This window comes from Limibacterium fermenti (assembly GCF_041902845.1).
Lineage (GTDB): Bacteria > Bacteroidota > Bacteroidia > Bacteroidales > Dysgonomonadaceae > Limibacterium > Limibacterium fermenti.
In genome coordinates this window covers 2,382,073-2,396,905 of sequence record NZ_CP159486.1, presented here as the reverse complement: position 1 = coordinate 2,396,905, position 14,833 = coordinate 2,382,073, and the positions used below count along the sequence as shown (strand labels likewise).

The following is a 14,833-nucleotide window of genomic DNA, read 5'->3' as shown; positions in this document are numbered from 1 at the left end:
TAAAGGGAAAGTCGATAAATGTAACCCGATAATAAAATTGTTTGTTGAAACTTAGGGTTGGGTATTTTCCCCTCCTCTTTATTCCTATTGTAAATAGGCTTTTACAGAAGCGATTTTGTCGTCTTTGAATGTGAAATCGAATACGCCGCCGATTCTTCCTTCCGGAAATTTCCCCGTGAACTCAACTTCAATATGGGCTGCGTTGTCGTGAATGATTTCTAACCGAATGAGTTTTGTTTGTGTCTTGTATTCTATAAAATAATCCTCAAAATATTCTTTAATACCTGAATGTCCTTTGAAAATCCGCCCGACGGACGGGTCGTCAAGTTCCGCAGTCTTATGATATTTATCCAAATAGCTGTCGGTATCATAAGCATTGCTTGCGGCAAGCCAATCTTCTATAAATCTTTTAATGTCCATATTCGTATAAAAGTCAGTTTGTTAATAAATTCTCTGTTCTGGTAAGGAATTTTTCCACGGCTTTCTCCATATCGATATCCGTTCTGTCCGCCAAAACAATCAGCCACCAGATACATTCGGCCAGTTTATGTTCTAATTCCGCTTGCGTATTTTCTTTTGGCCAGCGTCCCTGTTGCGACATTGTTTGTCTTGCAACCAATCCTGCGTCGGTTAAAAAAGCCAACGCATCTTCTTCCACGGTCCATTCGCTTCCGTGATGTTGTTGTTCCAACTGATGATACGATTCCCGTATCTTTTTCGAACGTTGAATGATGTCTTTAAAATCGGTTTTCTTCATTGTTTATGTATTTTATTTTGAAACATTCGTTTTAAAAAATAGGCAAAAAAATTATTGCGAAATACGGGTGATGAGATACTTCGCCATTTTCTTGATTTTTACAGGATTCTGATATAAAATATAAGATTCGTACCAACCTGTAAAGGCATTCATAATAAAATCGGCAATGGTCTCAGGATCTTCTTCGGAATCGATCTCCTTTTGTTCCCTTGCCTTTATTATGAGTTCGGCGAGCAGTGAATGCGTTTTGTCGGCATCCGATTTTAAGATAGCTTGGATAGCACTGTCGTTGGCTGCCACCTCAAAAGTGGTTTTAATAGCCAGGCAACTGTTGTTGCTGTACAAAATGGTATTGACCGAATCCTGAATGAAATTAACGATAGCTTTCAACGGTGTTTTTGCTTGTGATGCATGCGCTTTGGCTTCTTTCATCCGTTCTTCGGTATAGTTTTGGATGCACTTCACGAAAAGTTTGTGTTTATCGCCGATACTGTTGTATAAACTACTGCTGTTAATTTGCATTGCATCCGTCAAATCGCGCATGGACGCACCGTTGTAGCCCTTTTTCCAAAAGACATCCATTGCCCGCTTAATGGCCTCCTGTTCGTTAAATTCTCTATTTCTTGCCATAACTTGGAGACAAAGATAAGAAATATTTTGGAACAATCGTTTTAAAAATGTCTTTTTCGTTGTTATCGACGTTCTTCGGTTAATTTGTTGTACCAAATAGGCGATAGGGAGTTTCAACAAAAATCCTTCGGCTTCTATTTTAACCGCTTTATCATTGTTGCCTTAAGAGAGATATTCTCAATAGCATGTTTTGTAATCGAGTAACTGTTTTTATCCAAGTATTGCTCGATAAAGGGCAGTTCCGGCGCATAATACATCCGTCCGTGTAGCTTCAATGAGTTCAATATTTCCATATACTTTTTAGCATATCCGATAAAGTTCCCATCTTCCCGTAAATGGTGATGAAGAAAATGATTCGAAAACCCCAGATTGCTGATAATGGTGCCCCATTTCTCCATACCGTAATCATACGTGAGCCAATCCGCTTTCTCCACCCATGAACAATCTGAAAATCGATCGATGCCATAGGCGATTAATCCTGCTGCGCGTAAACTCTTTACTAAATTACCGTGTTTGCCGCTTCCCACGTCCAGAATCGGTTCCGGTAATTCCTCTAATTGAAGATGCAGAATATGTTTTTGGATATCAGCGCTATATTCGCAACAGACTACCGGATTTACCGTTACATCCTCTTCCTGATACATCTTTTTAGAAAAAGGATTTGATTCTTCCACCCATGATTTCAGGTTTTGATAATGCCTTTCGGAAAGAAGATTCATTGGAATCTTCTTTTGTATAATATCAAAATATAGATCCCGATAAATATCCTTTAAACGTTTTTTATCGTCTTCGCCAAAGGAATAATATTGATTTACCCGGCAAAATTCCTCTACTACTTTTTCACAGGTATATTCAATCAAAACATTTACCTCATTTTCAGTGAGTCCTTTTAAATTCCGAATTTCATCAAAGAGCGTTTGGGCAAAATGCATCGTCTTTGTAGCGTCCTTATGAAACAAGTTCTTATTTCGATTGGATTCGATTTGTAAATCAATCTGATTTTCCAGTTTATTCATTATATACTGTAAAATTTGCGGTAGAAATACCCTCCATTGTATTATTCATCTCCCAGCGAAGATATTCCTTCCATGGTGATGCCGAGTAATTTCATTCCGTACTCCATATCTGTCAACTGATACAGCGGTTGGGATTTCTTTATTTGTAATTGACTGTCATTTACCGTAGTTTTATCGACCTTTATCATCTCGTACACCATTGTCGGTTGATCGCTGTCTTCAAGAAAAATATCGATACGCAGGATGCCGTCGGCTTCCGGAATGTAATAAGGATGCGAAAAATTGATGGTTTTCGATATCTCGCTATTCGTGTAGACGATTAATTTACGTACATCGACAGCAGGCAGGCCGTTTGCTCCCGTAGCATTGCCTGGTGCGGATTTCGGGACATACGAAGAGACATTGCAAACATAGCCGGCTACGGTGGCTGTTTGAGGTAGCTTTGAGAAAGTATATTTGTCCGGCGTGATCAACTTGTTACCCGCAAACAGTTCTTTATATCCTTCGGAAGGCTTATATGTGGACGTTGCGGCATTTTGTGGGTCGATCAGGGATGCGGTATAAATGAACGCTTCATCGGCAGATAGATTGTGATAGTGTTCCATTTCATAGCCAAGGCCTTTCATCTTCGCCAGGATTGTCCCGCCTTTGATATAAAGGGTTGTTTGTGGAGGAATCATCAGAAGAGCGATGGTCATCATGGGATTTCGTTCGATCATTGCCTGAAGCTTGTCCGACTGTGCTGTCGGAAGTGTGCGGAAGAATGAGCCGATTTGTTCTTGAACGTTTCCTTTGTGGTAGTCGATTTTCTCTGCCAATGGACTTAAATCGACCTCGCCGAATACGATACGGCTGGTGATTATTCCTTCGAAAGAAGCTTCCTGAGCGTGTGCGGAAAACGATAAAATACTGATTATTATTATCGTGAAGAACCATTTTATTCTTTTCATCTATATCTATTTAATCGGGTGAAAATAAAAACACTTATTAAACAATAGATATAACCCGATTGTTTTGGACGAATTTGTTAATTTTGATCGTTTATTTTTAGCCATCATTTCTTTCTAAATTAATGGCATTTAATCCGGTAAGTTCTTTATTCTTATTACTGGATTGAGATTTAAATTTGCTATATTTGCAGGTTGCCTGTAGAGAAATTCGTTCGTTCGGACAATATGGTATAAAAATTTGATAATGAGATGAAATCGGAAGAGATAAAAGCCCTGTTTGTCCGCTTCGAACAAGCAGCGGCAGAAGTAGAAGGAGTGGAATGCTGGAGTGCACGGGAACTCCAAAAGTTATTGGGCTATGCTAAATGGGAGAATTTCTCCAAAGTTATTGATAAAGCGGAACAATCTTGTCTAAATGCAGGACAAGAAATAGCGGACCATTTTCCTGAAGTCAGGAAAATGGTTTCGATAGGTTCATGAGCTGAAAAACAGATAAATGATATGCTTCTTACCCGTTATGCGTGTTACTTGATTGCTCAAAACGGGGATAGCAAGAAAGAGCAAATTGTTTTTGCTCAAAATTATTTTTCATTATAATATTGTGTAATATAATAGACCGATTTACATTTACATGAGTTTTTAATATTATTAGCAATTATATGGAGGCAACAAAAGAAAACACGTTGTATTTGCCGATTAAGCAGATATATTTCGATGCCATTGTGGAGGGTGCGAAAAAGGAGGAATATCGTGAAATAAAGGATACTACCTATAAGAAATATTTACGATGCGACAAAGATGGAGTCCCGGATATTCGCGATGATATCCCGGATGGATTTGAAGATGATATTATGGCTTATAACGAAGGAAATTATCCCTTTGTTCCTGTCGATTATAAGTTCCTTCATCTCGCCGTAGGCTATGCCAAGGAAAGGGATAGCGCTTTAGTCGAGGTGGAGAATATCTCATTTGAAATTGCAAAAGATAAAAAGGGTAATGATGCGCGATTCTTTTGGGATGAACAAAATGGAGTTACTATTGATTCGGAAGGGGATTTGGCCATTTGGAATATTGTTTATCATTTAGGAAAAGTATTAGAAATAAAACGAAAACCCCGAGCTGATTAAAACTCTGTAAAATAAACCTCAAGTTCTGAAATTGCAGGAAAAATAAATTTGGGAACAAATTGATATAATAACAATCCCGGACAGAAACGAGCCTGTCCGGGATATCATGTTGATTTTTAAAATAGAATGAAGTATGACACAATCTGTTATTCTCGGATTTATGTATTCTGATTTTTCTTTTCGTCTGTCTTCTTCGGCTTACGCGAACTCGAGCGAACCATGCGGCGTGCGTTGCGGTAGGCTTGTGCGAACTCGGTACCGTTGAAGAAACTGATAAGACTGTCCATCTTATATCGTACCTTCCGTATTTCTTTCTTCAACGTCGGCAGCGTGTCGTTATGGATTTTGCGCTCTATGGCCAATCCTCGTGGGCGGGGAATGAGTTTGTCATATTTTTCGATGAGCGTTTTGAATTGCTCCAACTCTTCCGGCGTTACGTAAGGGGCCAATACTTCTCCGAATCCTACCATCCGGTTATAGATGTCCCAAAGCCTGACGGACAGGTCTTCGTCAGCCAATTGCAACAGCGAGCCCCTGCTTACGCGAAGCTGGATGTGCGTCTCCATATTGATATTCTCCAGAGCGTAAATGCTGGCGCGCTGCGAAAGATCTCTTGCCAGCTCGCATACGGCCAGCGTTGCATCGTCCTTGTCTTCCGTGGCGCCTTTCGTAATGATTTTCGCTTTTTCCGCCGTGGCTTTGATGGCGGCGTAATATTTCCTGAATTTGGCTACTTGTGCAGAAAAAACGGGGTTTGTACTCCAAACGGCTTCATATTGCGTAAGTGTCGCATCCAATACATCCAAAAAACTAATAAAATCTTCATCTGTTTTTTTCATCATCTTGTAATTTTATTAGTAGATACTAGAGCGAGAGTAGTAGGTACTATGATCCTAAATTTAAATGTCGCTGCAAATGTATAAAATATTCGGGATATACAAAAATATTTTCGCAAATAAATTTAATAAAAATCGATATCTGTACTCTTTTTAGTTAATAAACAGTATTAACCTGTGTCGAGAACGGTATATTGTGCCTGATGAATGTTGTATTCGCGGCTTTTAATCATTTATTGACCGCGCAGGGGCGTACATTATGTTAACGCAATCATACATTACCACCAAACAATGGTACATTACGTCCGCACAATGGTGCATTGCGATCTGCGGATGACACATTGTCATCTCCGTGCTCTACATTGCAATTGTCGAACGACACATTGTCAGCCGAGACTCTTACATTATCTGCATACATTTCTACATTGTCCTGTGCGAACGTTTTATTGACTGCTGCATATTGTACATTGCATCTTTTGTGTCGTACATTGCGTCCTGAGAGTTGTGCATTGTATTCGCGGCCATTTTTAAACGGTTGTCCGTGCCTTTCTCTCCGGCGATTCGACGATAAAAATCTATCGGAGCCTTCTAAATGGTTTTATTTCGCCGGTGTATTCAGTTTGCGGGAAACATTCTTTTTCAAGTTCAATTTGTTCTTTTCACTTTTTGAGGATAACTTTTGAGACAGCCCTACCATGAAGCGGGGAGGGGTTAAAAAAGAAATCGAACGTTTTTCGCACCGTTAATACATTCGCCGGGGAGGTAGATGGGGCATAAAAAAAGCGAAGTCCCTAAGAGATCCGCTTTTTATATTATAGAATGTGATTGTGTCGAAAAAATCAATGCGAAGAATCATCTTTCTTCTGCACTTCCGGTTTCGGCGGCCTTGGCAAAAGCGCTTTCCGCGACAGTTTATATTTTCCGGTTTTCGGATCGACATCCAATAACTTCACTTGAATCTTATCGCCTTCTTTCAGGTTGGCATCTTCCACCCGTTCCAGGCGTTTCCAGTCAATTTCCGAAATATGCAACAGTCCGTCTTTTCCGGGAAGGAATTCCACAAACGCGCCGTAAGGCATGATGGAACGCACCACTGCGTCGTAGACTTCTCCGACTTCGGGAACGGCCACAATACCTTTGATCTTGGCAATGGCTGCGTCGATAGAAGGTTTGTTGGAAGCCGAAATTTCGATATGGCCTCTTCCGTCGATTTCGTCGATGGTGATAGTCGCTCCGGTTTCTTCCTGAATGCCTTGGATGATTTTTCCACCCGGGCCGATAACCGCTCCGATGAAGTCTTTCGGGATGTCCATCACCTCGATGCGCGGAGCATGAGGTTTCAGGTCGGCACGAGGTTCGGAAATGGTTTCCAGCATCTTACCCATGATGTGTTCGCGGCCTATTTTAGCCTGCACCAATGCTTTTTCGAGGATTTCATACGATAATCCGTCGACTTTGATATCCATTTGCGTCGCGGTGATACCGTCTTTGGTGCCGCATACCTTAAAGTCCATATCGCCCAAGTGGTCTTCGTCGCCTAAGATGTCCGAAAGGATGGCATATTTTTGCCCTTTGTTTTCGGAAATAAGACCCATGGCGATACCGGCGACCGGTTTTTTAATCTTCACACCGGCATCCATCAGGGCCAGCGTACCGGCACATACGGTAGCCATCGACGAGGAGCCGTTCGACTCGAGAATATCCGAAACCACACGGATCACATACGGATAATTGTCGGGGATGACTTTTTTCAGGGCGCGGTTCGCCAAGTTGCCGTGTCCGATTTCGCGGCGTCCTGTTCCGCGTTGCGGGCGGGCTTCTCCGGTAGAAAACGGCGGGAAGTTATAGTGCAGCAAAAAGCGGTCGGTGCCGTGAACAAGCGCATCGTCGATGATTTTTTCATCGAGTTTGGTGCCTAAGGTCACGGTGGTCAACGATTGGGTTTCGCCGCGGGTAAAGATGGCCGATCCGTGAGGGCTGGGCAGCGCATCCACTTCGCACCAGATAGGGCGGATTTCTGTAGTCGTTCTTCCGTCGAGGCGTTTGCCTTCGTCGAGGATGCAACGGCGCATGGCTTCTTTTTCCACTTCGTGATAATATCGGGCGACCAGAGGAGCCTTTTCGTCGCGCTCTTCTTCGGGAATCGTTTCCAAAAAACTTTCCTGAATCGCTTCGAAAGCATCCATTCTTTCGTGCTTGTTGGGATTTTGCGAAGCCGCAACATCGTATGCTTTCTGGTAACAGTTCGACCAAACCTGTTTGCGAAGTTCTTCGTCGTTTTCTTCGTGGCAGTATTTCCGTTTAACGGTTTTACCTACTTCCTCGGTGAGTTCGATCTGCGCCTGGCATTGTTTCTTGATCTCTTCATGAGCGAACTTGATGGCTTCGAGCATTTCGGCCTCCGACACTTCGTTCATTTCGCCTTCCACCATCATGATATTATCGAGGGTCGCACCCACCATAATGTCCAAATCGGCTTGTTTGAGTTGAGAGAACGTCGGGTTGACGATCAGTTTGCCGTCGATGCGCGCTACCCGCACTTCCGAGATGGGGCCGTTGAAAGGAATGTCGGAAACGGCTAAAGCGGCCGAAGCGGCCAGTCCTGCCAATGCGTCGGGCATATCTTCGCCGTCGGCGGAAAAAAGGATGACATTCACAAATACATCGGCGTGATAATCATCCGGGAATAAAGGCCGCAAGGCGCGGTCGATCAATCGGCTGGTAAGGACTTCGTAGTCGGAGGGCTTTCCCTCTCTTTTCATAAAACCTCCCGGAAAACGGCCGGAAGAAGCAAATTTTTCTCTATATTCTACCTGTAGGGGCATAAAATCGGTTCCCGGGGTGGCATCTTTAGCGGCGCAAACAGTGGCTAAAAGAACGGTATTGCCTGTACGCAGGGTAACAGCTCCGTCTGCTTGCTTTGCCAGCTTCCCCGTTTCGAGAGTGATCGTCCGTCCGTCTGACAATACGATACTCTTAACAATAGGATTCATCATAAATAATTATTTGTTGTTTTTTTCTACTATAAAATCGCACAAAGTTACATAAAGTTTTGATTCTTCTGTGGAAATCATCTATCAAATTATTGAAAATTGGTGTGATATTGTCAAAAAAACACCGTTTTAAGGTAAAAAAAGCGAACCGGAGATGCTGCAAAGGCCGGAAATGAATACCGGATAGCGGTTGGCAGGCAACAAATCTTTTCTTTCGGAGGGCGTTTTTTCCCGAAAAATGTATAAGTTTGTGCCCAAAATAACATTTTATGAAAAAATATCTGTTTCATACCGTTTTGCTTGTCGTTTTGGCGATAGCTGCGTTTACGGCTTGCCACTCTTCCGGAAAGTCGATTGTCGTGGAGGGCGAGATTGCTTCGGCCGAAGGAAAAACTCTATATTTCGAACAACGCGGACTCGCCGGTATTCAATTGCTCGATTCGGCGAAATTGAATCGGAAAGGCTCTTTTCGTTTCAAAGGCCCTGTGGTGGAAAACCCCGAGTTCTTCCAGCTTCGCATTGATAATCAGTCGGTGGTGTTGGCTGCCGACTCTGCGGAAACACTACAGGTGAAAGCCGATGCCGCCGATTTGTATAATACGTTTGTTGTGGAGGATTCGCCCTCAAACAATCAGATTCGCGAGGTCGACGACGTGACGCGGACAATTGCCGCAAACATGGATGAATTGGAAAAACAACACGAGAATAAAACCATCGACGATGTCGCGTATATTTCGATGTTGGACTCGGTGCTGTCGGATTATAAGACCCGTATATCGGCGCTTATATTGGGCAATCCATCGGGAGCGGCTGCCTATTATGCCGTTTTCCAGAAAGTAAACGGATATTTGATATTCGACCCCTATAACCGCAAGGATTATGCGATGTTCGGGGCGGTGGCTACTTCATGGAATCAGTATTATCCCCAGACTCCCAGAACGCAGCATCTGTATAATTTTACCATGAACGCCCTGAAAGTGAGAAAGCAACAGGAGCATCAGGAGCGGTTGTTGGAAAACGTGCCGGTCGTTACCCAAAGCCAATTGCCCGACATCGTTCTTGCGGATGTCGAAGGGCGGAAAATTCCGCTGTCTTCTTTGAAAGGAAAAGTGGTTTTGTTGGATTTTACCGTCTATAATTCCGAATTTTCTCCGAAGCATAATATCGACCTGAATACGATGTATAAGCGCTATCAAGCACAAGGGTTCGAAATCTATCAGATATCGGTCGACTCCGACGTGCATTTCTGGAAAAATGCCGCCAGCAACGTGCCTTGGGTTGCCGTACGCGATCCGCAATCGGTCTATTCATCGATATTGGCTACCTACAACGTGCGGGAAATCCCTACCGCTTTTATTATCAATCGTGAAGGCGATGTGGTGGCCCGAATCGACAATTATGCCCAATTGGCTTCCAAAGTAGCTTCCGTTTTATAAGGTTGCCAATAAAACTTATGGTTAAATTTTTGCATTTCACAAGAAATACCTATCTTTGCTATTCGACATAGAAATGGAAAGGGGAAGAGTTTCGGCCTGTTTTTTTCGGCCGGGATTCTTTTTCTTTCTCTTTATTGTATAACTTAATAATAACGATTTAATAGAATAGGAGACTAAACTATGGCAGTTACTTATATGACTGAAGACGGCCTTCGTAAATTGAAAGAAGAATTGGTGCAGTTGGAATCCGTTGAAAGGCCAAACATTTCCAAACAAATTGCGGAAGCCCGTGATAAAGGCGACCTTTCCGAAAATGCAGAATACGATGCGGCCAAAGAGGCGCAGGGTATGCTGGAATCGAAGATTTCGCAGCTCAAAGGATTGATTGCTACCGCCCGGGTGATTGATGAAAGCGCTATCGGGACCGATGAGGTGCAAATTATGAATAAGGTTACGATCAAGAATCTCGCAAGCAATAAAACGATGACCTATACGCTGGTTTCGGAAAGCGAGGCGGATCTCAAAAGCGGTAAGATTGCGGTGAGCACGCCTATCGCCCAAGGGTTGATGGGTAAAAAAGTGGGCGACAAAGTCGACATAAAAGTGCCTTCGGGAACGATGCACTTCGAAATAATTGAAATTTCCATTTAATCGTTTGCCGGTATGTCGACTCTATTTAGTAAGATTGCAGCAGGCGAAATTCCGTCGTATAAGATAGCCGAAAACGACAAGTTTTACGCTTTCTTGGATATCAGCCCTTTGTCTAAAGGGCACACACTTGTCATACCCAAAGAGGAAATTGATTATATCTTCGATTTATCCGATACGTTGTTGAGTGAAATGAGTGTTTTTGCCAAAAAAATCGCTCTGGCCATTCAGCGCGCCCTTCCTTGTAAAAAGGTGGGCGTGATGGTGATCGGGTTGGAAGTGCCGCATGCGCACATTCACTTGATTCCTATCCGCAACGAAAAGGATATGAGCCTCGAGAACCCGCGCTTGAAATTATCCGGAGAAGAATTCGAACAAATCGCCTCCGCCATACGGCGGGAGTTGAATTGATAGGAAATATCGGAAGTGCCGCTCCGTGCGGCACTTCCGGTAAACTGATTTATATTTTGCGGATACGTATGCTTCTGACAAAATGGCATTCTCCTTTTTCTAATATCAAATCGGCTCGGAAGCGGGTAGGGAGGATGTTTTGTATCAGGTTCGGCTCATTTATTTCCTCCCAAATCTGATTGGCGAAAGCCATTAAATCGTTTTCGCTATAAGAGGCGTAGCGGTGGAAGTACGAGTCGGGATTGAAGAACGCCGTTTTCTGAAGCTTTTTGAACCGTTCCAAATACCATTCCCTGATATTTTTTTCACTGGCATCTACATAAATAGAAAAATCGAAAAAGTCCGAAACAAAAACTTTCCGTTTGGGTTTTTTATCGAGTGAAACTTGCAGGACGTTGATTCCTTCGACGATTAAGATATCGGGGCGTTCAATACGTTGTACTTCGTTCGGGATAATGTCGTAAGAGAGATGAGAGTAAACCGGTATTTCCAATTCTTCCCGGCCTGATTTCACTCCGGCTAAAAAAGCCAATAGCCGCTTGGCATCGTAACTCTCCGGAAATCCTTTCTTATTAAATAAGTTCCGCCGTTCGAGTTCGGCATTCGGATACAAAAATCCGTCGGTCGTTATCAATTCGACTTTCGGTTTTTCGGGAAGCATGGACAGTAATTTTTGCAGTACCCGTGCCGTGGTGCTTTTCCCGACCGCTACGCTTCCGGCAATCCCGATAATATAGGGCAGGCGATGACTGGAGTTCTTGAAGAACTGGTCCCGTTCGTTATGCAACTGGCGGTAATGGGTGAAATGTATCTGCAAAAGGCTGATCATAGGGATATAAATATCATTGATCTCGCCAATGGTAAGAGGCTCATTGAGTGATCGAAGGCCCTGAAAGTCTATATCGGAAATGGGAAACTTCGGATGTTCTTCGAGTTTTTTCCATTCTTCCCGATTAAAGCTCCGGAATGGTGAAAACGTAACGTCGTACGTAGATTTATTCATCTTCTTGTCTTTTATATCTGAAATTAGCATGCCATTACGGTGCAAAGATATGCGTTATGAACGGATAACGCAAACGGGAGTGCCGTACCAAACGACGCTCCCGGCAATAATGCTTTACTCCTTTTTCTATTCTCCAACCTCCAACCTCTAATCACTAACCTCTAATCACTAACCTCTAATCACTAACCTCTAATCACTATAGCTTTTCGAAGCTCCGTTTGACGAAATTGTTCAACGCTTCGCCTTTCAACATACCGTTGGAGAGTAGCGCCAAGTCGATCATCTGCTTGAGTTTCGGGCTCTCGGCAGCGTAGCTTTTCAATTCTTCATCTTGTTTGCCGTCGGCTCCTGCAATTAGCTCTTTCACCAGCGGATGGTCGCTGTTCATCACCACCTGATAGGCATCGGGCATTTCCCGATAGAAAGACATCCCTTGTTGCATCTCGGACATCTCTTTCATGCGGCGGGAGAATTCGTTTTGAACAATTTGAATCGGTTTGGCATCCTTTCCCAATGCCTTGAAGTCGATATTGAACTCGGTCTTTTCCATGCCCGGAAGTTGAGAGTTGATGATTTCCGTCAGCGCCTTCTTCTGGTCGTCCGTTAACTCGACTTTATTCTCTTCATCTTTTATAATAAGATGCTCTATCGTATCGCTGTCGACCCGTACAAAACGGGTCTTCTCCAGTTTTTGCTCCAATAATCCCACCCAATGCACATCAAGTTGTCCGTCCATCATCAATACGTCGTAGCCTTTTTCTTTCGCCGCGTCGATGTGCGTGTATTGGTCGTCTTTATTACTTGCATACAGATAAATGATATTTTTCTCTTTGTCTGTTTGATTGCTTTCGATCAGCTTCTTATACTCTTCGAGGGTGAAATACTTGCCATCCGTATTTTTCAACAAGCAGAATTTTGCCGCCCGATCATAAAACTTTTCTTCGCTCAGCATGCCGTATTGGATGAAGAGCTTCAGGCTGTCCCATTTTGTTTCGAACTGCGGACGGTCTTTTTTAAAGATATCTTCGAGCTTGTCGGCCACCTTTTTGGTAATGTGGGTGGATATCTTCTTTACATTCTGATCGCTTTGCAGGTAAGAGCGCGATACGTTCAAAGGAATGTCGGGCGAGTCGATCACGCCGTGAAGAAGCGTCAAGAATTCCGGAACGATGCTTTCTATCGAATCTGTTACGAACACTTGATTGCTGTATAACTGGATCTTGTTGCGCTGCAAATCGATATTCGACTTAATCTTCGGGAAGTACAAAATGCCTGTCAGCCGGAACGGATAGTCGACGTTCAGATGAATCCAGAACAAGGGCTCGTCCATGCTGAACGGATAGAGTTCGCGGTAAAATTTCAAATAATCTTCCTCTTTCAATCCCGCCGGCTGTTGTTTCCATAGCGGATTGGGGTTGTTAATGACATTATCTTCTTCCGTTTCGACCTGCTTTCCGTCTTTCCATTCCTGTTTTTTGCCGAAGACGATAGGAATGGGCAGGAACTTACAGTACTTCTTGAGAAGGCTTTCTATCTTATCCTTTTCGAGGAACTCTTTATTTTCATCATCGATATACAGAACGATGTCGGTTCCTCTGTCTGCCTTATCGGCTTCTTCCATCGTATATTGGGGCGTTCCGTCGCAAGCCCACTTTACTGCCTGGGCGCCTTCTTTATACGATTTGGTGACGATTTCGACTTTCGAGGCAACCATGAACGTGGAATAAAAGCCTAATCCGAAATGTCCGATAATCGCATTCGCGTTATCTTTATATTTGTCTAAAAAATTATTCGCCGACGAAAGGGCGATTTGATTGATATATTCGTCGACTTCCTCTGCCGTCATGCCGATACCCCGGTCGGAAATGGTAAGCGTTTTTGCTTTTTTGTCGATAGAAATGCGGACAGAAAGATCGCCCAATGCTTCCTTATATTCTCCTACTTGCGAGAGTGTTTTTAGTTTTTGGGTGGCATCTACGGCGTTCGATACCACTTCACGTAGAAAAATTTCGTGGTCACTATATAGAAACTTTTTAATAATGGGGAAAATATTATCTGTCGTTACCCCAATGAATCCTTCTTTTTGTATCATGTGATATATATTGTTTATAGTTTTACTTACTTCTTCCAAAAGAAAGCAAATAGTGTGCCATACAAGCGGAATGAATACCTCAACGAAGGTGTCGTTCCAAGCGATGCCTCCGGGTGTTTGCGTGACATTATTATAAAATTCGATGTAGTGGTGTTTGTTATAAATATTATTTATTGATTATTGGGGAATCTTTCCTCATTGTCTTAGGATGTCATTCTGTTGATTATGAGTTGAGTTATGAGTAATCTTTTATTTGTTAACACTAATTAATCGTTTTTGGGCTGAAATGTGTTTCCTATCTGAATAGTTCTGTTTATATTTGTGCATGACAAAAGCGGAATAATTTTTGAGAATCAAAAAGCTTGCGTCATTTTTAACACAACAAAAAACGTCATCAATATGAAGACCAAGAATTCTTTCGAAAACAAGCTCCTTAGTTTACAGGATAATATGTTAAACTTCGCATTAACATTGACTGCAGATCGGGAAGAAGCAAAGGATCTTTTGCAAGAAACCACGCTTCGGGTATTGGATAACAGAGAAAAGTATTACGAAAACGTAAATTTCAAAGGTTGGGTTTTCACTATCATGCACAACATTTTTGTAAACAATTATCGGAAGATTGTCAGAAGCCAAACAATCATCGATAAAACAGAAAACCTTTATCATTTGAATCTGCCTCAAGACTCCGGATTCGATACTCCTGACGGAGCTTACACGATTAAAGAGATCAATAAAGCTATTAATAGCTTTACCGATGAGTACAAAGTGCCTTTCTCGATGCATGTCTCCGGATATAAATATGAGGAAATCGCTCAACATCTCGGATTACCCATCGGAACGGTGAAGAGTAGGATATTTTTTGCACGGAAAAGATTGCAGGAAATGTTGAAGGATTTCAGATATTACGCTGAGTAAAATTTTTATAATCATA

General features: G+C 42.6%; 14 protein-coding genes and 1 pseudogene. 6 read left to right on the top strand and 9 right to left on the bottom strand.

Translation table 11 applies throughout. The features are described from left to right. Positions 1 to 84: 84 nt before the first annotated feature. The 5 genes from ABNK31_RS10630 to ABNK31_RS10610 form a co-directional block, all read right to left on the bottom strand. A complete protein-coding gene (locus ABNK31_RS10630; protein WP_418892500.1) occupies positions 85 to 420 on the bottom strand; it encodes a nuclear transport factor 2 family protein in 336 nt (111 codons plus the stop codon). A gap of 13 nt (positions 421 to 433) precedes the next feature. Next, positions 434 to 757: a MazG-like protein gene (locus tag ABNK31_RS10625; RefSeq protein ID WP_418892499.1), complete on the bottom strand. Its 324-nt coding sequence runs from the start codon at positions 755 to 757 to the stop codon at positions 434 to 436. 51 nt (positions 758 to 808) lie between these two features. Further along, positions 809 to 1,387, bottom strand: a complete 579-nt coding sequence (locus tag ABNK31_RS10620) for a TetR/AcrR family transcriptional regulator (RefSeq protein WP_418892498.1) — start codon at positions 1,385 to 1,387, stop codon at positions 809 to 811. A 134-nt stretch (positions 1,388 to 1,521) separates the two neighbouring features. Next, the gene (locus tag ABNK31_RS10615; RefSeq protein ID WP_418892497.1) at positions 1,522 to 2,403 is read right to left on the bottom strand and encodes a hypothetical protein; all 882 of its coding nucleotides are present in this window, start codon (positions 2,401 to 2,403) and stop codon (positions 1,522 to 1,524) included. A 41-nt stretch (positions 2,404 to 2,444) separates the two neighbouring features. After that, positions 2,445 to 3,353, bottom strand: a complete 909-nt coding sequence (locus tag ABNK31_RS10610) for a hypothetical protein (protein WP_418892496.1) — start codon at positions 3,351 to 3,353, stop codon at positions 2,445 to 2,447. 249 nt (positions 3,354 to 3,602) lie between these two features. Between ABNK31_RS10610 and ABNK31_RS10605 the strand changes: the two are divergent. Together ABNK31_RS10605 and ABNK31_RS10600 are read left to right on the top strand one after the other, a co-directional pair. Continuing rightward, positions 3,603 to 3,947: pseudogene (locus ABNK31_RS10605) on the top strand (BRO family protein); the annotation flags it as partial. Between the two features lie 65 nt (positions 3,948 to 4,012). Continuing rightward, a complete protein-coding gene (locus ABNK31_RS10600) occupies positions 4,013 to 4,480 on the top strand; it encodes an ASCH domain-containing protein (protein WP_418892495.1) in 468 nt (155 codons plus the stop codon). Between the two features lie 158 nt (positions 4,481 to 4,638). Here the strand turns inward: ABNK31_RS10600 and ABNK31_RS10595 are convergent, their stop codons facing one another. Continuing rightward, a complete protein-coding gene (locus ABNK31_RS10595; protein WP_418892494.1) occupies positions 4,639 to 5,322 on the bottom strand; it encodes a hypothetical protein in 684 nt (227 codons plus the stop codon). An 833-nt stretch (positions 5,323 to 6,155) separates the two neighbouring features. Further along, a complete protein-coding gene (gene pnp, locus ABNK31_RS10590; RefSeq protein WP_418892493.1) occupies positions 6,156 to 8,312 on the bottom strand; it encodes a polyribonucleotide nucleotidyltransferase in 2,157 nt (718 codons plus the stop codon). A gap of 266 nt (positions 8,313 to 8,578) precedes the next feature. Here pnp and ABNK31_RS10585 point away from each other — a divergent pair, with 266 nt between their 5' ends. The 3 genes from ABNK31_RS10585 to ABNK31_RS10575 all read left to right on the top strand — a co-directional run bounded on the left by ABNK31_RS10585 (position 8,579) and on the right by ABNK31_RS10575 (position 10,804). Further along, entirely contained in the window at positions 8,579 to 9,745 is a 1,167-nt protein-coding gene (locus tag ABNK31_RS10585; RefSeq protein ID WP_418892492.1) for a redoxin domain-containing protein, read from the top strand. A 180-nt stretch (positions 9,746 to 9,925) separates the two neighbouring features. Next, on the top strand, positions 9,926 to 10,396 hold the full coding sequence (gene greA, locus ABNK31_RS10580) for a transcription elongation factor GreA (RefSeq protein ID WP_418892491.1): 471 nt from the start codon (positions 9,926 to 9,928) through the stop codon (positions 10,394 to 10,396). 12 nt (positions 10,397 to 10,408) lie between these two features. Then, positions 10,409 to 10,804 carry an HIT family protein gene (locus tag ABNK31_RS10575; RefSeq protein ID WP_418892490.1) on the top strand — a complete coding sequence of 132 codons (396 nt, stop codon included), beginning with the start codon at positions 10,409 to 10,411 and terminating at the stop codon, positions 10,802 to 10,804. Between the two features lie 49 nt (positions 10,805 to 10,853). Here ABNK31_RS10575 and coaA read toward each other — a convergent pair whose 3' ends face one another. Both coaA and htpG read right to left on the bottom strand, forming a co-directional pair. Continuing rightward, a complete protein-coding gene (coaA, locus tag ABNK31_RS10570) occupies positions 10,854 to 11,807 on the bottom strand; it encodes a type I pantothenate kinase (RefSeq protein ID WP_418892489.1) in 954 nt (317 codons plus the stop codon). A 196-nt stretch (positions 11,808 to 12,003) separates the two neighbouring features. Further along, complete coding sequence (gene htpG / locus ABNK31_RS10565) at positions 12,004 to 13,899, bottom strand: molecular chaperone HtpG (RefSeq protein ID WP_418892488.1); 1,896 nt, start codon at positions 13,897 to 13,899, stop codon at positions 12,004 to 12,006. A gap of 399 nt (positions 13,900 to 14,298) precedes the next feature. Between htpG and ABNK31_RS10560 the strand changes: the two genes are divergently transcribed. Then, positions 14,299 to 14,817 (top strand): RNA polymerase sigma factor, encoded by a 519-nt coding sequence (locus ABNK31_RS10560; protein ID WP_418892487.1) that lies wholly within the window; start codon positions 14,299 to 14,301, stop codon positions 14,815 to 14,817. Positions 14,818 to 14,833 lie beyond the last annotated feature (16 nt).

Excerpts from the sequence above, each read along its gene's own strand:
- pnp (WP_418892493.1), bottom strand. The coding sequence starts at position 8,312 with ATGATGAATCCTATTGTTAAGAGTATCGTATTGTCAGACGGACGGACG.
- ABNK31_RS10585 (WP_418892492.1), top strand. The coding sequence starts at position 8,579 with ATGAAAAAATATCTGTTTCATACCGTTTTGCTTGTCGTTTTGGCGATA.
- ABNK31_RS10595 (WP_418892494.1), bottom strand. The coding sequence starts at position 5,322 with ATGATGAAAAAAACAGATGAAGATTTTATTAGTTTTTTGGATGTATTG.
- ABNK31_RS10600 (WP_418892495.1), top strand. The coding sequence starts at position 4,013 with ATGGAGGCAACAAAAGAAAACACGTTGTATTTGCCGATTAAGCAGATA.
- htpG (WP_418892488.1), bottom strand. The coding sequence starts at position 13,899 with ATGATACAAAAAGAAGGATTCATTGGGGTAACGACAGATAATATTTTC.
- ABNK31_RS10575 (WP_418892490.1), top strand. The coding sequence starts at position 10,409 with ATGTCGACTCTATTTAGTAAGATTGCAGCAGGCGAAATTCCGTCGTAT.
- ABNK31_RS10615 (WP_418892497.1), bottom strand. The coding sequence starts at position 2,403 with ATGAATAAACTGGAAAATCAGATTGATTTACAAATCGAATCCAATCGA.
- ABNK31_RS10630 (WP_418892500.1), bottom strand. The coding sequence starts at position 420 with ATGGACATTAAAAGATTTATAGAAGATTGGCTTGCCGCAAGCAATGCT.
- ABNK31_RS10610 (WP_418892496.1), bottom strand. The coding sequence starts at position 3,353 with ATGAAAAGAATAAAATGGTTCTTCACGATAATAATAATCAGTATTTTA.
- ABNK31_RS10625 (WP_418892499.1), bottom strand. The coding sequence starts at position 757 with ATGAAGAAAACCGATTTTAAAGACATCATTCAACGTTCGAAAAAGATA.
- ABNK31_RS10560 (WP_418892487.1), top strand. The coding sequence starts at position 14,299 with ATGAAGACCAAGAATTCTTTCGAAAACAAGCTCCTTAGTTTACAGGAT.
- greA (WP_418892491.1), top strand. The coding sequence starts at position 9,926 with ATGGCAGTTACTTATATGACTGAAGACGGCCTTCGTAAATTGAAAGAA.
- coaA (WP_418892489.1), bottom strand. The coding sequence starts at position 11,807 with ATGAATAAATCTACGTACGACGTTACGTTTTCACCATTCCGGAGCTTT.
- ABNK31_RS10620 (WP_418892498.1), bottom strand. The coding sequence starts at position 1,387 with ATGGCAAGAAATAGAGAATTTAACGAACAGGAGGCCATTAAGCGGGCA.